Here is an 18,468-nt window from a genome sequence, read left to right on the forward strand (position 1 = left end):
GTAGGATTCGAAACGTAGACAACGCATCACTTATCTCAAGAGGCCAGCCACATGCTTCATGGAAAGCATCTCTCCCGCGTACTGATTGCAGCATCGCTCCTCTTTCCTTCCGTCAGCCTCTTGGCGCAGACTGCCCCGCCGGCTGCGCCGCCGTCGGAGGCACACCACGAGATGCCCAAGCCGACTAACCTGAAGGTGCTGCCGAAGAACATCTCCAGCAAGGATCTGATGGCGACCATGCATCAGTTCACCGGCAGTCTCGGCGTGCATTGCAACTTCTGCCACGTGGAAGACAAGACCACCCACCACCTCATCTTCGCCTCCGATGCCAAGCCGGAAAAGAAATCCGCCCGCGTCATGATGCGCATGACGCAGACCATCAACGGCAAGTATCTCGCCCAGCTTCCGGACCACGGCTCCATGCAGAAGGTGGGCTGCGGCACCTGCCACCGGGGCAAATCCACCCCCACCGAATTCGTCCCTCCTCCGGAGCAGCACGGCCCCCCACCCGCACCAGCAAAATAACTGGTAACGAATAACAATCAGGGCATCCCCATGTTCCAGAAGCCGGACATGGGGTGCGAGCTACCCTCAAGATTTTAAAAGGGTGTAGCGAAGGCGTCCCTACACCGCCCGTCCGGCACTGACCCCCGAAGCCCACGCCCACTGAAAGTTATATCCACCCAGCCATCCGGTCACATCCACCACCTCACCGATGAAATAAAGCCCCGGAACCTTCCGGCTCTCCATCTTCTTCGCATCCAGCTCTGCCGTATCCACGCCGCCGGCCGTAACCTCGGCCTTGGCATAGCCCTCGGTCCCGGCAGGCATCACCCGCCACGCATGAACCTCTCGCTCCATCGCTTCCAGAGAAGCATTCGTCCATCCAGCAGGCTCATGCAAAGCCACCCACCGCTCCGCCAAACGTCCCGGCAATATTGTTCGCAGAGCCATCACAGCCGCGCCCGCATCTCGCCTGGCGTTCCTGGCCAGCAATGGAGCGAACACCTCCACCCCCGGAGCAAGATCGATCTCCACCACCTCGCCCGCCCGCCAATAAGAAGACACCTGCAAGATCGCCGGTCCACTCAACCCGCGATGCGTCACCAGCATCTTCTCGCGAAAGCTGCCGCGTCGCCGCTTCACTCCCGCTGCCGCCACCACTTCAGCCGACAGCCCGGTCAGATCGCACCAGCGCGCCGCATCCTCTCCTCCAAACACCAGCGGAACCAGCGCCGGACGGCACTCCACTACGCGTAGCCCAAACTGCCGCGCCACGTCATACCCAAAACCTGTGGCCCCCATCTTCGGAATCGACAACCCACCCGTAGCGACCACCACAGCCTCCGCTCTGAGCTCACCTGCCGAAGTCTCCACTACAAACTTGCCGTCTCGCTTAACAGAAGCCACCCGCGCTCCTGTCAGCACACGAACGCCTGCCTCGGCACACTCCCGCTCCAGCATGGTCACGACGTCCATCGCGGAGCGGTCGCAGAATAGCTGCCCCAGCGTCTTCTCGTGATAGCGAATGCCATGCTTCTCCACCAACGCAATGATGTCAGCGGGTGTAAACCGAGCCAGAGCCGACTTGGCAAAGTGCGGGTTCTCCGAAAGAAAGTTCTCCGCCCGGCAATGAATGTTGGTGAAGTTGCACCGCCCTCCACCCGAGATCAGGATCTTTTTTCCCACGCGCTCGGCATGGTCGAGCAGGACAACGCGCCGTCCTCGCCGCCCGGCTTCGATGGCGCACATTAACCCAGCCGCACCTGCACCCAGCACTACAACATCTACCTCTTGCACACGCACTCCCATCACTCTCTAGTCTCGCATCCCGAAGATCCGGGTGCCCGATCTCTCGATTCCGGGCTATGCCGCAAAACCTCCAGGCAGTCACGTCAGAGCCACCCCATGCGACCATAGAGTCATGCCGAAGCCCGCCACAGAATTGCGTCCTCTGAAAACCGCAGCCCCCCAACCCCACGGCCCGGCAGCCGCCGTCACCCGTCGGGCAGCAGACCGTCTCCGCGCGGGCCATCTCTGGGTCTACCGCTCCGATGTCGAATCCCTGATTCCACCCCTCGGCACCAACGAAGTCGCCCCCGGCGCACTGGTTACCATCACCGACAGCCGCGGCATCCCGCTCGGCACAGCCCTTTACAGCGCGGCCTCTCAGATCACCCTTCGGCTCGTCTCACCTGAGGCCGCACTCTCCCGCCCTGCCTACCTCGATCAGCTTCGCGAGCGTCTCAATGCCGCCCTCACCCTCCGCGAAGAACTGGCGCCCGATTCGCCAGAGAACAACGCCTCCCGCCTCATCTTCTCCGAAGCCGACAATCTTCCTGGCATCATCGCAGACCGCTACAACGACCTCGTCATCCTCCAGCTACTCACCCAGGGCACCGCACAGGACGACGTCCGCCAGCTCCTCACCGAGATCATCCGCGAGCGCCTTCAACCCGCCACCATCATCGAGCGCCCCGATCCCAAGGTCCGCGAGCTCGAGCAACTTGCCCCGCCCTCACCCGAGCCGCTGCACACCAACACCCCCGGCACGCCAACGCTCACCACCGTCTTCACGATCAATGGTTTAAAGCTCCACTACGACGCCACCTCCGGCCAGAAGACCGGAGCCTTCCTCGACCAGCGCCTCAACTACGCCGCCGCGGCCCGCCACGCTCGTGGCCGCGCTCTCGATGTTTGCACCTACCAGGGAGGCTTCGCCCTGCATATGGCCCAGCGCTGCGATCAGGTTACCGGCATCGACGCCAGCCGCGCCGCACTCCAGGTCGCCGACCGCAACCTCGAACTCAACCCTGACCTGCAAGCCAAAGTCGAATGGATCGAAGCCGACGCCTTCGAGTTTCTCCGCGAATACGAAGCCGCGGGAGAGAAGTACGACACCATCGTCCTCGACCCACCGGCCTTCGCCAAATCCAAACGTGCCGCCGAGAGCGCCCTGCGCGGCTACAAGGAGCTGAATCTCCGGGCGATGAAGATGCTGAACCCCGGCGGAACCCTCGTCACCTGCTCCTGCTCTCACCACGTACCGCTCGAAGAGTTCACCGCCGTGGTAGCCTCGGCCGCCTCCGACGCTGGCCGCCGCGTCCAGATCCTTGAAATCCGAGGTGCCGCCCCCGACCACCCGGCCATCCTCACCCTGCCCGAGACCACCTATCTGAAGTGCCTCATCTGCCGGGTCGCGGATTAGGCCAATCCAAATCCTTGACCCTGCCACGCCGAAAGCTGACAATCGAATTCACACGCTTTTTCTGAAACAAGAGGTATTACCATGGTCGCCTATCTCGTTCTTCTCTTCGCTGTCTTCAGCCGCTTCCTGCCGCATATCTTCAGCACCACCGCCATCGGGTTCACTGCGGTCGGCGGAGGTCTGCTGTACTTCGGCGCGCGTCGCAGCCGCTGGCAGACCATCATCGCTGTCCTCGCTCTGATGGGCGCGGACTACTATCTCACCGTCTTCGCCTATGGATACGCCTTTCACACCAGCGCCTATCTCATCACCTGGGTCTGGTACGCGGCCATCTGCCTGCTCGGCCACCAGATGCTCAGCGGCAAGCCGTCTGCCCTTCGCGTAGCTGGAGGCGTCATGGCGTCGGCAACGTCGTTCTTCATCCTCAGCAACTTCGCCGTCTGGATGGGCAGCTTCATGTATCCGCACACCGTAGCCGGTCTCAGCGCCTGCTATATTGCGGCCATTCCGTTCTACGCCAACGACGTCATCTCCACCGCGATTACCGCCGGTGCTCTCTTTGGCCTTCCCGCACTGGCCTCCAGCGTCGTCGAGACTATGCGCGAAGCTCAGGGCAACCACATCGCCTAAAAACCCTATCCGTCAAAAAAGGGGCTGCGAATCTCGCAGCCCCTTTTCATTTTGGAGGAGTCTTCATCTGTTTAGAGAGTCGAAGAAATGCGCTACGCCGACGGTTCATCCTCCACCGGAAACCGAGTCCCTCGCCGCTTGCTGAACAGCTTACGGACGATATAGGCCACCAGCAGCGCGGCCAGTATCCCAACCACGCCAAGCACATAGCCGAGGTGCTCGTGCACGGCTCCGCCCAGGGTCTTCAGGATCGCAGGACCATAGACGATCGTAACCACCGCTTCCAGCAGAAACCGCAGGAACTTACCAGAAAAAACCGCGCCAAAGTACCAGAGCGGCTTCATCTCAAACACGCCCGCCGCAAACTCAATCACTTTCACAGGCATGGGAGGAGGCATCATCGCAGGAACCATGATTGCCAGAAATTCCTGCCGCTCAAAACGGTCGCGCAATGCCTCATAGCGCTGCCGGTTGATCCGTTTCAGCAGGAAAAGCTCTCCACCTGCGCGCCCAAAATAGTAGGGAACCAGGCTTCCGATGGCCGACCCGGCAGCCGCCATCACACAGTAAATAAGGAACTTGGCGTGGTCATGCGCAACATAATCGATGACCAGGGCATCGATCGGCACCGGAACCGACGATGTATCCACGATGGCAAGCGCACCCAGGCCCCAAACTCCCAACGGCTTCAGCAGCACGAGCAGAGCGGTATTCAGTTTATGAAAGAGAGAAACCGGAGAGATTTTCACGAGGAAACCTTATTTTACCCTCTATTTAGCTCGGAAATTCTAACCTGCATTTAGCCCGGAATGCTCCGTCTTTCCCGCCAGCAGATCCAGCGCATGAGGCAGCAGCGGAAGCACCGCGCGAAGCGAACTTTCCGCTCCCGCCGGGCTTCCCGGCAGATTCACAACCAGAGTCTCTCCGGTTACCCCACAGACCGCACGGCTAAGCGCTGCAAATGGAGTATGTTGCAAGCCCTCGGCACGCATGCGCTCGGCCAGCCCATCCACGATCCGCTCGCACACCAGCCGAGTGGCGTCCGGGGTCACATCCCGGGGGGCCAGCCCTGTACCTCCAGTGGTGACGATCAACTGTGCATTTCGCGCATAATGCCGCAAAGCCGTAATGATTGCGTCTATATCGTCCGGCAAAATTCGCAGCAACACGCCTTCCAGTCCGGCAGTTTTCAGCATTCGGGCGACGGCTGGCCCGGATACATCCGTCTGCTCTCCCTTGGAGCAGCGATCGCTGACAGTAATGACAACCGCACGGGTATCGGCAGAAAATCTTTGATTCACCCACACAGTTTACGGCCCGGACACTGCGCAACCCAACCCTCTCTCGCTATAAAGATGAGAAAATAAAAGGAACTAGGCAAACCAGGGTCATTCTCTGGTCAATCATCGCTGACGGGGCAACTTTCGTCCCCCGCAGCCGTCTGAACACATAATCAATGCCACCTGTAGAAACACCACCCAACTCCGTGCCGCCATCCCCACCCGCCAAGGTGCGCACCGGACGTTACGGCGAACTCGAAGAGCACGAACTCATCCACCTGCTCGACTCTCTCGATGACGAGCGCTCTCGCGCGCGCTTTCGCGAATCCGTCTACATCTCCCTGATCTTTTATCTTGCCTTCGCCTGGTTCCTCTTCTATGGCCCTCGCATTCTGTTCCATCAACCCCGGGTTATTAATCCGATGGATGTCCTCAGGGAACGGGACAAGAACATTACCTACCTGAACACGCCGAAGGACATCTCGAAGGAGCTTTCGCACCGGCAGACCAAGGCCCCCAGGCCAACGCTCGACAAGAAGACGTTGCAGCAGCTTCAATCCATGGAGAAGGCCCGAGTTCCGGCACCCGCACCGCCCGCTCCAACTCCTCAGCCACCTGCGCAGCAGCCCGCGCCGCAGCAGGCGAAGCAGACCCCGCCGCCGCAACCGCTGCCTCAGCAGGAGCAGGCGATTGTCGACGCGCCGAAACCCGCGCCCACGAAGCCGAACTTTGGCAATCCCAATCAGACAGCCGGCGACACCATCCGCAGCGCAGCGCAGGCAGCGGCACAAAATCGTGGCAACGGCGGAGACTTCGGCACAGGCGTTCCGGTGGCCCATCAGGGACTTAACACCGGCGTCGACGTTCTCTCCGACACCATGGGCGTCAACTTCGACCCCTACCTCAAGCGAATCATCTACGAGATCTATCACACCTGGCTTCCGCTGATTCCCGAGGAAGCACGCCCCCCGCTCAATAAGCAGGGAGAGACTCTCATTCGCTTCACCATCCTGCCCGATGGTCGCATCGGCGCCATGACTCTCGACGGATCGACCCACGACCAGGCCATCGACCGCGCGGCCTGGGGTTCCATCACCGGTGTGGGCCAGTTTCCTGCGTTGCCCAAGGAGTTTCACGGCCCGAACCTCGAACTCCGCATCCACTATCTCGTCAACAAGAACCCCGAGTAGGAACGGATGCCCGCAAGGATCTCGAAGCAGAAGTCAGTCCAGCCACGGCACCACGAACGCCGCCGTCAGCTCAGAGGCTTGCTTCTGATTGCGGGCGCAGTGCTGCTCTTCAGCCTGCTTCGCGCACATCACGTTTTCAACCCCGGATGGTGGCGACTGTGGTGACGAATCCGCTTATCGTTCTGGTTGGCCCCACCGCCAGCGGCAAGACCTCCCTCGCCCTGCGCCTCGCCGAAGAATTCAACGGTGAGATTGTCAGCTGCGATTCGGTCGCGGTCTATCGCGGGATGGAGATTGGCACAGCTAAGCCATCGCAGGAAGAACGCTCCCTCATCCAGCATCACATGATCGACGTCGCGTGGCCCGACGAAGCCTGCACTGCCGGCGACTATAGCCGCCAAGCCCGCGAGGCACTCAGCGGCATAACGGAGCGAGGGCATCTGCCCATTGTTGCCGGGGGAACGGGGCTCTATCTCCGTGCACTGATCGATGGACTCTTTCCTTCACCTCCCACCAATCCGGATTGGCGCGAGCATCTTCGCCATCGCGCCGAAACTCACGGTGCGGCTTATCTTCACCGTATTCTTACGCGTCTAGACGCTACCGCCGCCGCAGCCATCCACACCAATGACGTGCCCAAGGTCATCCGTGCGATCGAGGTTTCGTTGGCGGCAAAACAGCCGCTTACTCAGCAATGGCAGAAGGGACGCGATGAGCTGACCGGCTACCGGATACTTCGTCTCGGCCTCGATCCGCCGCGGCCACTTCTTTACGAACGCATCAATCAGCGTGCTGCAGCGATGTTCGACCGCGGACTCATCGAGGAGACAGAACGTCTCATCGAGCGTTACGGTCGCGACTGCCGCCCGCTCACCTCTCTGGGCTATGCCGAGGCGGCAGCCGTTCTGCGAGGCGAACTCACCCGCGAGCAAGCAGTCGTCCAGGCACAGCAGGGCCACCGCAACTACGCCAAGCGCCAGGCTACATGGTTTCGCCGCGAGGCTGGCATTCATTGGCTCAAAGGCGTTGGCGGTGACCCAGGCATCACAGAGCAGGCCCGGCAGCTAGTCGCGCAACACCTGAACGCAAACAACCCCTCAAGCTAGACGAGAGTGCTTTTTTCGTTCCGCGGCGAACGGAGGAATCTGCGGTTTGGGTGCCTCTACGTCTCGGGAACAAGGCTCTGAATCTCGAGCCGGCTGTGCGTTTGCCTCAACAAAGATGTAAATCGAAACAGCCCCACCACCGAATCATGGCATGATCGATAGTCAGAGTCAGATCGAGGGTTTGGAGAATCATGCCAAGTTACGTTCCCAGCAAAACCGCCGCTACTACAGTCCCTGATATGCACGCCGGATATAGCCGCTTTCTGCTGCTGGTCGCGGGGCTTGGCGGCCTCCTGTATGGAGTCGATGTAGGAATCATCGGGGGAGCGCTGCCTTATCTCGAAGCCACCTCCGGGCTCAACGCGGGACAACTATCGATCATCGTGGCGGCGGTATTGCTGGGCAGCGTCTTCTCGACGCTGTTTGCCGGAATTCTGGCTGACTGGATGGGACGTCGCCCTCTCATGATCCTGAGCGGAGTGGCATTTGTCCTCAGCATTCCAGTCATCGCTCTCTCACATGGCTACGGCCCGCTCTTTTTGGGACGTCTGCTGCAGGGTATCAGCGGCGGATTCATCGGCATGGTCGTCCCTCTTTACCTTGCGGAGTGCCTCTCGGCCTCCAATCGCGGCAGGGGAACCGGCGTCTTCCAATGGATGCTCACGCTCGGCATCGTCGCTGCGGCGCTCATCGGCATCTACTACAGCTATCGCGTCGAAGCGGTCGCACGGGCGTCAAGCGCAGCCGCGCTCTTTGCCTTCAAAGACCAGGCGTGGCGGCACATCTTCTGGGTCTCTCTGCCGCCCGGAGTCCTTTTTGTTCTGGGCAGTATCTTCGTGACGGAATCGCCCCGCTGGCTCTTTCGCCAGGGCAGGCATGAAGCCGCAAAAGCCGCGCTGTTACGTTCCCGCTCGGAGGAACAAGCCAACATTGAAATGCAGGAGATGCAGGCAGTCGCCGCGACGAACACGCCAACATTCGAAGGAAAGAAGGCGGGCGGCTCATTGCTGCAGCGCAAATACGTCGTTCCTTTTGTGCTGGCCTGCGTCATTCTTTTCTGCAATACGGCCACCGGCATCAACTCCATCATTGGATACAACACCGGCATCCTGCTGCAAAGCGGCCTCTCCGATCTATCGGCGCACTGGGGCTATGTCATCTTCACCATGGTCAACTTCATTATGACTATGATCGGCATGTCGCTGGTCGATAAGTTGGGACGAAAGGTCCTCTTTATCGTCGGAACCGGCGGCATTATTCTGTCGCTCACCAGCGTAGGCCTCCTGTTCATGAAATCGGAGAAGGTCAGCATCGATCGCAGCAGCGCCGTTCAGGCGATGGTGAGATCCGACCAGACACTTTCCTTTAAATTCACGCCAGATCAAGCTCAGCAGCTTCTCTCCACAGAAGTCCCATCAAACCAGGCGGTAGACAGTCATCGCGCATCTCTGGTCGTGGTCTACTCTTGCGGCGACTTCACCTCGGCCACAAATTTCGTTCGTTCCGACGACGTAGCCGCTCCCCTGACGATCTCTCGTAGCGACTGTCTTCCGCAGAACAAGTTCGACGCCTTCCTCAAAAATCCCTTCGCCAGCCTCGACGCCGCCCGCTCCGCACCCCTCAAAATCGATCACGCGCTGATCGGCAGCGTCCCCGAGAAGAGCCACGGATGGCTCGTTGCCTTGTGCCTTTATCTCTTCATGGCCTGCTATGCCGTCGGTCCCGGTGTCTGCGTCTGGCTGGCTCTCACCGAGTTGATGCCAACCCGCATCCGTTCCAATGGCATGAGTATCGCCCTGGTGATCAACCAGCTCGTCTCGACGATCCTCGCCGGAATCTTCCTTCCTTTTGTAAGTAAATATGGATACTCGACGATGTTCTTTGTCTTCGCCGGGTTTACCGTGATCTATATCCTGACCACCGCTATCTTCCTACCGGAGACTAAGGGGAAGACCCTGGAAGAGATCGAAGAGCACTTCAAGACAAGAGGAGAGAAGGCTGCTCCACTGCCTTCTCTCTAACCCGTCGGTTCCCAAAGACCGTCACAATTGCCGCTTCGCAGTGTGCTGCCCGTCACCCTGCGCCGAAAGCCTCTTCTGATATAAAAGGAACGTCCCGGGCCAATCGCATCGAATCAACCCAGGTAGCCGCCTGTCAACGAAGACGAAACTGACCACAAGAGATGAAGAATCCAAACATGAAAAAACGGAACCAGACACCCAGTGCACACTCCGCCCCGAGCATTGAGCCCAGCAAGATGCTGATCGGCGAGCGGCGGCAGCACATCTTGTCGCTCATTCACCGCGACGGACGCGTTCTGGTTTCGGAACTCTCTGAATCGCTCGGCATCTCGCCGATCACCATCCGCAAAGACCTCGACTACCTGGAGGCCCACGGCGTCGTGCAACGCACCCACGGCGGCGCTCTATCACCTCAAGGCAGCACCATGACAGACCCTTCCTTGAAGGAAAAGGAACATCGCCAGATCAAGGAAAAGCAACGGATCGCCGCTGCCGCCATCAAGCTGGTAAAAAACGGACAGTGTGTTCTTCTGGACTCAGGAACGACGGTTACGACAATCGCACGCGCCCTTCGCGAGTTTTCCAACCTGACGATTGTCACGAACGCAGTTAATATAGCTGCTGAATTGAGCGATACCAACTTCGAAATCATTCTTACCGGCGGGACTCTACGTAAGAACTCCTTCTCGCTCGTCGGCCCAATGGCGGAAGACATGTTGGGGCAGATACGCGCCGATATCCTCTTTCTGGCTGTCGATGGCTTCGACCCGAAGATCGGCATCACTACACCTAATGTTCTGGAGTCGCGAGTCAATCGCGCGATGGTCAAGGCCTCACGAAAAGTCGTCGCCGTCTGTGATTCCACGAAGTTCAGCCGTTCCAGCATGGCGTTGATCGTGCCGCCTACGGCAATCCATACCGTCATTACCGACGATCAGATCTCCGATGCAGACGCCGATGCACTCCGAAGCGCCGGTATCGAACTCATCATCGTGTAACGATGGCCCCTCAGCTATCGCCCCTGATATCGCTTCAGTACGTCCGCCATGGACACTGTGCCCTCCAGCGCTCCACGCATGGCTCGATTGGTGATCGGCAGCAAGGGCCACCGCTTGAAGTGAGGCAGCGTGCTGGCAAGCGGAAGATCGGGAAATAATACCGGCGTCCGCTCCTTGCCAAGTCGCTCTTCAAGCGAAAGAGCGGGATCGTCCTCGCCTGCCTTCGCAAACAATTCTTGCAGTTCATCATGCTTCGCAGCGTACCAGAGACCGTCACCGCAATGCACGAGCACCACTGAGGCGTCTTCCATGCCGCTGTATTGCGCTACGGCTTTCATCGCATCGGCAACCGTCTCCGAGCCTTGCAGAATTGGAACGATGACAGGCTGTATCGCATCTTCGATATGCAGCTCGCTCTCCTCGCGCTGCTCCTCCATCGAAGGCAGGTCGAGGCCATCCTGATGGGTCAACATCTCAAAGATAGGGACAGGCTGCAAGCTACGTGAAATGACATACGCAATGGTATTGGCAAGGATCACGGGAACAATGATCGAGTAGTTCCCACTGACCTCCAGCACCATGAAGACCGAGGTCAAAGGGGCGCGCAAAAACGCAGCGAAGAGCACCCCCATGCCCACCAGAGCGTAGGACGCAAGCGATCCGGTGAGATGTAGTTGCGGAAAGTAAAGCTTCTCAAACGCACCAATGGCTGCTCCCAGCATTGCTCCAATAAACAGCGTGGGTGCGAACATGCCGCCCGGTGTTCCACTGGAGAACGACAGCGTCGTCGCAATAATTTTGAAGAGCGCCAGCAACAGCAGCATCTTCCAGGCGAACTGGGCGTGCATGGCCTGATCGATGACCTCATAACCCGCGCCCATGACCTGCGGCAGGCCAAAATATCCGATTCCACCCACGAGCAACCCCGCCAGTCCAGGCTGCAACATCTGAGCCCACGCCGGTTGTCGACGCAGACGAGGCCGTAGATAGCCAAGTGCCTTGGAAAAGATCAGCGCCGCAACACCGCCGAAGACGCCCAGTACCGCGTACGCGAGCAACTCACGCGAGTCGAATGTGACCGTTGGGATACGGAACATCGGCTCCGCTCCCCAGAACGAGCGTGCCACGACGACGCTTGACACCGCCGACAGAACGATGGAGCCAAGCACCGCCGCGTTCCATTGTCCGATGACCTCTTCGATGACGAACAGGATCGCCGAGATTGGCGCATTGAAAGCCGCGGCAAGGCCTGCAGCCGCGCCAATAGGAGCGAAGAGCCGCAGACGCTCGCGAGACAGTCCCATCCGTCGGCTGATTAAGGATGCGACACCGGCGCCGATCTGCAGCGACGGATCCTCTGGCCCGAGAGAGTGTCCGCTGCCGATAGCAAGTGCAGAGAGCATAAACTTGCCTATCACAGTGCGAAACGAGATGTAGCCGTTGTTGATATAAAGAGCGGCCTTGGTCTGGTTGACACCGCTGCCGCGAACCTGCGGGAAGACATACCGCGTCAGCACAGCGATGAGTAGGCCAATGACGGCAGGGATGATGAGAAGTCGTGGCTGGTGCGAATTTGGCGCGGAGCCGAGCAAAAGCACCTGAAGCCAGTCGATGGCCATGCGAAACGAGACCACCAGAAGGCCCGAGATGATGCCAATGAAGATTGAGAGCAGCAGAAAAAGCCGCTCTTCGCGAGCAGGCGCAATTTCAGCCTTGTCGGCGAGCGAGGACGTGGATACTTCTTTCAATCCCGGTTCCTTCTCCATGAGATGTTCCTGTGTCATCGCTTCCTATCGGTCCGCCACTTCCGGAGATTTCGCAACCAGCAGAAGAAGTGCATCGTCGCCGGTGGGCGGGCCGCAAAATTGATTGGTTTGTAGTTCCGTGTCGAAGAGCAGCTGCACGGCGGTATCCTGCTGCGCCAGACTCCGCAACAGCACGGACCGCGTCATCGTCGCGTTAGCGCTTACCCACCGCGATTTGAGCTGCTGTAACAAAGGAGGCAGCTCGCCTGCCGCATCGAACTGGGCGACGCAACCGTCAAAACGCTTCTTTGCGATGACGCTATCCTTAAGGATGCGAGCCACTCGTTCCGCAGGCCGCAGCTTCTCGGAGGGTCTGAGCTCAAGAATCCGCTTCGAATTCTCAAGCATGGCGGCAAGGTCGGCCGAAAGATTCTCTTCCTTCTCGCGGGGAGAGGCTTTCGCTTCAGCTGCGCGCTCCAGTAGCGAGTGCGCGACCTCAAAATCTCCCAGGCTGTATGCTGCTCGCCCGGCGCCTTCCAGAGCGGCCTGGTTCTTGGGATCGTGTTGAAGCGATTTCTTGTAATAGATAAACCCGTCTGCGGCATCGCCGGTCTGCATCAGCAGGTCGGCCAGCGTGCTATTAAGAGCGGGATCGCTCGGGGAATTTCCCGCGGCTATCAGCAGCTCGATGCGCGCAGCGTTGAAATCATGCTGCTCGATCAAATAGCGCGCCAGCTCCAGCCGTACCATGCGTCTACGCACCACGCCATCGCCTTCCCAGGTTCCGTAGATCGACGCTCTGTAATATTTGATGGCAGTCGGCGCATCCTTCTTTTTAGCCGACAGGCGGGCCAGTTCCAAGTTGATAAAGCCATCACCCGGCTGCGTCAGCCACAGATTCATGAAGTAATTGGATGCTTCCTCCGTGTGACCAGCCTCAGCCAGCGCCCTTGCAAGCAGCAGCTCATAGGAGCGCGTTCCCGGCGCATACGACAGCGCCGTCCGCAGAGCCACCATCGCCTGCTCAGGCTTCCCGGCATCCAGTGCTGCTTCACCCCGGCCCGACCAGCGGACAGCTAGATCTGCCCGATGCGAAGTAAACGAACGAAACAAGAACAGCGTCACCAAGAAGAGTACGGCCGTCAGAAGCGTAAGCACCAAAAACGTTAGCGAATCGCGAAGCAACAGTCGTCGCTTCGCGAGCGAAACTTCAGTTCTACTCATAACCCGGTGGCAATCCTGATTCGCATGTCGATAATACGCCTCATATTGAGTTTATGACCTTCCAGCCTTTTCCGCGCGTGTCGGTCATCTCACCCATCCTTAGAAGACCCAGACGGCGAGAAATGGCCGAAAGAGCATCGGTTAGAGGGGAAAGCGGATACCTCAAGGCAAATCTCTTCTAATTAAACCTGCAAAATGGTGCAACATGCGACGGTCCAGCAGTCGGAATCACTTGGCGAATCACATAAAACGATTGGAATTCCAATTGCACTAGAAGGCACGCCGCTCATTGGCTGGAACTGATTTTTCCGAAGTTCATAGCGCGCGTCATGGTTCTAGCGCTCGCTAAGGCCCCTGTTTTATGAATTCGCTGCGCAACAGGTCGCAGCTCAGATTTCGATACGTACAAATGCAGTTACGAGGCTCCGCACGAATTGGGTTGAAAGGCGCGATTGACGTCTGTCTTTCCGCGCATGTGGTTCTGAGTTCGGCTTGATTATTTTTTGATCAGCCCGATTTGCCTCATTCGTTATGAATACGCCGTTTTGCGACGGTTCTCCTCTTCGCGAGGAGCGTGCTTAAACTCGCGTTAAACCGGCCACGCGCAATCGCTGTCGATTGCGTAAACGATCTCGCTCGTCTCAACATGCCCATGGAGGCAGCAATGAACAAACTTATTTGCACCCTGATCACCGCTTCAGTTTTCACTGCCGGTGTCGCATTCGGCCAGGCGAAACCTCAGCCAATTACCGATAACCAGATGGATAATGTCACTGCTGGTCAGACCAACACAAGTGGCTCGGCCGGGTCCGTCGCGGCAAACAACTCCTCCGTCACAACCACCGATAACAGCAGCGTTAGCCTCTCGGGCAGCGCACTGAATGGCGCAAAGGGCGTCAACGTTGTCAGCGCCTCCGGCAGTTCCGTGGCCGACGGCGTCAACGTATACGACGGCAGCCTGACGACAGACGCTCCAAACTCCGGCGCAACCGTCACCCAGGCCAACTCCATCGACCAGTCGCAGACAACCGGAGCTACGCTCTCCGGCTACAAGCGCGGTCAAAACAGCCAGTATGATGATATGAAGTCTTCGGACGTCACCAAGAGCAGCACGAGTTCGTCAAGTCTCAACGGCAGCCTCAATCATTCCGCCACAGACAGCACAGCGTCCACTGAAAGCAACGCCGCTGCCAATAGCTCCACCTACGCCACAGCCGCCAGCAAGAGCGCATCCGACAGCGCCAGCGCCAGCAAGAGCGCTTCCGCCACGGACATGTCGTCTGCGTCGAACAGTGCTAATAAGAGCGATGCAACCACCGATGCCTCCGCATCAACCACCGCAAACATTGCGAGCAATGTGAAGTCTGCTGCTGCAAATAACAGCGCTTCCGCAAGCAAGGGTAGCACCAGCAATTCCACTGCGAGCAACAGCGCCAGCAACGCGGCTTCGGCAAATGCAGCCAAATCCGCAAACTCCGCCAGCAACGTGACCTCGTCCAGCACCGACGCAAGCACGGCCAACGCCACCAAGAACGGCGCCAGCCAGAGCGCTGCCTCGACGTGGGACAACGGCCAGGGACCCACCGAGAACGATGGATCCAATAACTCTGCCGCGGCCAATCACCAGAACAGCTCCGCATCCACCGCAAACTCCTCGACGAACAAGGGTAATGCGGCCAACGATGCCAGCGCGTCCAACAGCGCGTCGGCAAACAACGCCAGCAAGAATGCTGCCAGCATGGATGCAAGCACCAACAACAGCGCGAGTCAGTCGGCTGCGGCCAACAACTCGAGCTCGAACGTAGCATCCACTGCCAACACTGCCAAGAACGCCAACGCGACGACTAACTCGGCGTCCTCCAGCGCCGCGCAGTCTGCGAAGTCGTCCAGCAGCAACAGCGCTTCACAGAATGCATCGGCCTCCAACAGCGCAAGCAACAGCAGCACCAACACTGCGCATAACTCCTCCTCGAACCACAGCACCAGCTCGTCTCACAACACCACAACCAACACGGCAATTACGCTGGCGACAACAGATTCAAGCTCCAGCAACAGCAGCGCCGTCAAGAGCGATCACGTCGTCAATAACATCGAAGGCGCGGTCAGCTTCGACTCCGCCGCTGCGCAGAACATCGCTGTAGACGGCTCCTCTGTCTCTTCAACCACAACGTCCAGCATCGACCTGTCAGGTTCCGCCCAGCAGAATGTTGCGGCGATCAACCTCGTCAACGCGGCTGGCAGCATGGTGGCCAATGGCGTCAACATCGCCCGTACGACCAACATGAACTCCACCCCAACCCTGAACCAAGTCAACAGCATCTCGCAGAGTCACTAAGCAGCGAAAGGGCTGGGCAGTTCACTCCATGGACTGCCCGGCCCGCGCTGTCCGCAAGCGATAAGGAGGATTTATGCATCGCAATTTAGTGATCGCGGGCCTGGTGCTGCTGACGCAGATGGGCATCTCTCAGACCAACAAAAAACCGAAGCCGGCACCGGTTGCAATGAGCGACAGCACGCTCGACCGCGTCACCGCCTCCGGCATCTCCGCCACCGCCACCAATGGAGTCGTGAACTTCCAGGGCGAAACACCAACACCGAACGGCCTGGTCTCAAGCGCAGGTTCACTTGCAGTCCAGACCGTCGCCAACAGCGGCACGACGATCGGCAGTCTCAGTATCAATGGCAACGCGCAGCAGAACCTGAGTTCGCTGATCAACATCAACGCAGTCAACTCCAAGATCAATGTCCTGCTCAACCTGAACATCAACATCAACTCGACGGTCGGCACCATCACTCAGGCCAATCTCAACGGAAAGCACTGATGAAACTGCCACGCCCATTCCTGCGTTCGGTCTTCGCGATTGTGGTCGTGATTCTTGCCCTGCCGCTTGTCCCTGCCAACGCTCAGGTCTCCATTAACCTGCCCGAGACACAGGGAGCGAAGCCGGTTCGCACGTTGAAGGAGTTGCGTGATGAAGGCGTCGTCCGCCAGCGCTGGGATATGAGTTGCGGCGCGGCGGCCCTCAGTACCATCCTCACCTACGACTTCAGCGATAACACTCCTGAGGCCGCAATCGTCGTTTGGATACTGCATCGCGTCGATCCCGTCCGTGTCCGTGCACGCGGCGGTTTTTCTCTGCTCGAATTGAAGCACTTCGCCCAGGCGCGCGGCTACAACGCCGAAGGATTCAGCGGTATGTCGCTCGCGGACCTCGCTGCTGAAAAATCCTGGGTCATCACACCCATCCACGTCAAGACTGTAGACCACTTCGTTGTCGTCAAGGGCATCGTCGGCGACCGCGTTATAATTGCCGATCCTGGCTTCGGCAACGTCACGATGGCGACCGGGCGCTTCATGAAGATCTGGAAGAACGGAATCGTATTTGTTATCCAGCCACCCGACCCGAGAATGCTGGCTCCAAAGAGTGTCTCCGCCGCATCCCGTGTCGTGCCGGACGAGACTCTCATCTCCCGCGGCATCGGAGTTGCGATCCCGGCCAACGCTTTGTATTAGGGGAGTTATGTCATGTTGCGACGGACTTTATGGGTCTCGATCCTCTGCTTCTCTGCCGCCGCCTCTCTTTCGGCGCAGACGGCGCAGACTTCGACTGTAGCTGCCAATCCTCCGGCACAGCGCCACTCCCTGACCGGTGCTCCGGCCCGGGAGCCGCTCGATCCCCGCATTGAGCAGGCCCTGCGTGAGCGCGATGCCATCATTCGCAATCTGCTCGAACGGGTGCAGCAGTTGGAAGACCGTCTCAATGTCGTGAACACTTCAGCAAGCGCAGGCGCCCACGTCACCCGCATCGCCGAGACTACCGCTCCTGCTCCCGCGCCCAGCAGAGTAGAGGCCGTTGTAAACAACGCCACCTATGACGAGACCGAACGCCGCGCTACCGAGGCTCTCGACCAGGCGCTGGTTGTTCGCGGTGGTCTGCTTCTGCCTCCCGGCACCCTCGAAATCGACAACACGATCTCTTACTTCAGCGCATCTTCTGACCATGTGGCCATCGACGGCTTCGCGTTGCTGCCCATCCTCGTCGTCGGCGACATCACCTCGCAACGAGTCCGCGAGGACTTCCTTCTGCCTACATTTACAACCCGGCTGGGTCTTCCCAACCGGTTTCAGATGGACTTCACGGTTCCTTACGGATATGTGCTGAACCGTACCGTCGATGCCCTCGGCAAGGAAACCACCATGAGCCAGTTCGGGCTTGGGGACATTCAGGCAGGCATCTCCCGCCAGTTGACCTTCGAGCGTGGGCACGTACCTGACCTGCTCGCCAATATCCGCTTCAAGTCCGTGACCGGAGCAAACTCTTACAGCCTCACCAGCAATCAGACGAATCTTGGCTCCGGCTTCTATGCCGTCCAGGGAAACCTGACTGCCGCCAAATCGAGCGACCCCGTTGTCTTCTTCGGCAATATATCCTTCACCGATAACCTTGCAGCCCGACATACGCTTCCGTCCAACGATCCGAACAACCCGGGCGGCACTATGGTAGGACACATTCGGCCGGGAAACTCCTATGGCTTCCAGTTGGGTTCCATTCTCGCTCTCAACCCGGACACTTCCATGACACTGGGTTGGGATCAGCGCTTCACGCGTTCCGCCAAATTAAATGGATCCATGTGGCCCGGCTCGTACCTTGTAGAAGGCACGCTCCGACTGGGGACTTCGTATGTGTATGCTCCGGGCAGGATCCTTGACCTGAGCTTCGGCGTTGGTCTGACGCCCGACACGCCGAACCTGCAATTCTCGGTAGGGCTGCCGTTCAGGCTATCGCTGTGGAAGCCGAGGATGGTTCGCTAACCCACCTTCATCTTCCCCTTCTCGTCAGGTCTTCTGAACTGTGCTCGAAGCGAGGATTAGGCGCGCAAGCGACACAAAAAGAAAGCTTTACTGGAGCAAGGTCGATCGGCAATCGCCGAGGATAAAAGGTCGGGTGCCCATCCATCGCAACTTTACTGCGATGGATGAGGATGTAATCCTTCGCTCAGTCAACTTTGGCATTTGCCTGTTCCCCAGCCGTTCGCGGGCGCGGGCTCCTGTAACCTCCGTCTGA

General features: G+C 58.8%; 16 protein-coding genes. 11 read left to right on the forward strand and 5 right to left on the reverse strand.

Annotated elements, in window-relative coordinates; all coding sequences use genetic code 11:
• The first annotated feature begins 51 nt into the window (after positions 1 to 51).
• Positions 52 to 525, forward strand: coding sequence for a c-type cytochrome (locus tag P4G45_RS00560; protein ID WP_348267751.1), 474 nt, complete (start codon positions 52 to 54; stop codon positions 523 to 525).
• A 99-nt stretch (positions 526 to 624) separates the two neighbouring features.
• Here P4G45_RS00560 and P4G45_RS00565 read toward each other — a convergent pair whose 3' ends face one another.
• Entirely contained in the window at positions 625 to 1,800 is a 1,176-nt protein-coding gene (locus P4G45_RS00565; RefSeq protein ID WP_348267752.1) for an NAD(P)/FAD-dependent oxidoreductase, read from the reverse strand.
• Between the two features lie 124 nt (positions 1,801 to 1,924).
• On the opposite strand from P4G45_RS00565, the gene P4G45_RS00570 reads away from it, so the two are divergent.
• Positions 1,925 to 3,208, forward strand: a complete 1,284-nt coding sequence (locus tag P4G45_RS00570; protein WP_348267753.1) for a class I SAM-dependent rRNA methyltransferase — start codon at positions 1,925 to 1,927, stop codon at positions 3,206 to 3,208.
• An 81-nt stretch (positions 3,209 to 3,289) separates the two neighbouring features.
• Entirely contained in the window at positions 3,290 to 3,838 is a 549-nt protein-coding gene (locus P4G45_RS00575) for a DUF6580 family putative transport protein (protein WP_348267754.1), read from the forward strand.
• Between the two features lie 92 nt (positions 3,839 to 3,930).
• On the opposite strand, the gene P4G45_RS00580 is transcribed toward P4G45_RS00575, so the two are convergent.
• Together P4G45_RS00580 and P4G45_RS00585 are read right to left on the reverse strand one after the other, a co-directional pair.
• Complete coding sequence (locus tag P4G45_RS00580) at positions 3,931 to 4,587, reverse strand: VTT domain-containing protein (RefSeq protein WP_348267755.1); 657 nt, start codon at positions 4,585 to 4,587, stop codon at positions 3,931 to 3,933.
• A 39-nt stretch (positions 4,588 to 4,626) separates the two neighbouring features.
• Complete coding sequence (locus P4G45_RS00585) at positions 4,627 to 5,139, reverse strand: MogA/MoaB family molybdenum cofactor biosynthesis protein (RefSeq protein WP_348267756.1); 513 nt, start codon at positions 5,137 to 5,139, stop codon at positions 4,627 to 4,629.
• 155 nt (positions 5,140 to 5,294) lie between these two features.
• Here P4G45_RS00585 and P4G45_RS00590 point away from each other — a divergent pair, with 155 nt between their 5' ends.
• The 4 genes from P4G45_RS00590 (at position 5,295) to agaR (ending at position 10,433) form a co-directional block, all read left to right on the forward strand.
• Entirely contained in the window at positions 5,295 to 6,308 is a 1,014-nt protein-coding gene (locus P4G45_RS00590) for a TonB C-terminal domain-containing protein (protein ID WP_348267757.1), read from the forward strand.
• 161 nt (positions 6,309 to 6,469) lie between these two features.
• Positions 6,470 to 7,414, forward strand: coding sequence for a tRNA (adenosine(37)-N6)-dimethylallyltransferase MiaA (gene miaA, locus P4G45_RS00595; protein WP_348267758.1), 945 nt, complete (start codon positions 6,470 to 6,472; stop codon positions 7,412 to 7,414).
• A gap of 191 nt (positions 7,415 to 7,605) precedes the next feature.
• Positions 7,606 to 9,435 carry an MFS transporter gene (locus P4G45_RS00600; RefSeq protein ID WP_348267759.1) on the forward strand — a complete coding sequence of 610 codons (1,830 nt, stop codon included), beginning with the start codon at positions 7,606 to 7,608 and terminating at the stop codon, positions 9,433 to 9,435.
• Between the two features lie 176 nt (positions 9,436 to 9,611).
• Positions 9,612 to 10,433 carry a transcriptional repressor AgaR gene (agaR, locus tag P4G45_RS00605; protein ID WP_348267760.1) on the forward strand — a complete coding sequence of 274 codons (822 nt, stop codon included), beginning with the start codon at positions 9,612 to 9,614 and terminating at the stop codon, positions 10,431 to 10,433.
• A gap of 14 nt (positions 10,434 to 10,447) precedes the next feature.
• On the opposite strand, the gene P4G45_RS00610 is transcribed toward agaR, so the two are convergent.
• Entirely contained in the window at positions 10,448 to 12,217 is a 1,770-nt protein-coding gene (locus tag P4G45_RS00610; protein ID WP_348267761.1) for a chloride channel protein, read from the reverse strand.
• Positions 12,218 to 12,223: 6 nt separating this feature from the next.
• Complete coding sequence (locus P4G45_RS00615; RefSeq protein ID WP_348267762.1) at positions 12,224 to 13,402, reverse strand: tetratricopeptide repeat protein; 1,179 nt, start codon at positions 13,400 to 13,402, stop codon at positions 12,224 to 12,226.
• Between the two features lie 664 nt (positions 13,403 to 14,066).
• On the opposite strand from P4G45_RS00615, the gene P4G45_RS00620 reads away from it, so the two are divergent.
• From P4G45_RS00620 to P4G45_RS00635, 4 genes are all read left to right on the forward strand, one after another.
• Positions 14,067 to 15,737, forward strand: a complete 1,671-nt coding sequence (locus P4G45_RS00620) for a hypothetical protein (RefSeq protein WP_348267763.1) — start codon at positions 14,067 to 14,069, stop codon at positions 15,735 to 15,737.
• 73 nt (positions 15,738 to 15,810) lie between these two features.
• Positions 15,811 to 16,224: a hypothetical protein gene (locus P4G45_RS00625; RefSeq protein WP_348267764.1), complete on the forward strand. Its 414-nt coding sequence runs from the start codon at positions 15,811 to 15,813 to the stop codon at positions 16,222 to 16,224.
• Positions 16,224 to 16,916: a cysteine peptidase family C39 domain-containing protein gene (locus P4G45_RS00630; protein ID WP_348267765.1), complete on the forward strand. Its 693-nt coding sequence runs from the start codon at positions 16,224 to 16,226 to the stop codon at positions 16,914 to 16,916. The genes P4G45_RS00625 and P4G45_RS00630 overlap by 1 nt, the downstream gene beginning before the upstream one ends.
• Before the next feature lie 12 nt (positions 16,917 to 16,928).
• A complete protein-coding gene (locus P4G45_RS00635) occupies positions 16,929 to 18,215 on the forward strand; it encodes a transporter (protein ID WP_348267766.1) in 1,287 nt (428 codons plus the stop codon).
• The last annotated feature ends 253 nt before the right edge of the window (positions 18,216 to 18,468 follow it).

This window comes from Edaphobacter paludis, assembly GCF_039993895.1.
GTDB lineage: Bacteria > Acidobacteriota > Terriglobia > Terriglobales > Acidobacteriaceae > Edaphobacter > Edaphobacter paludis.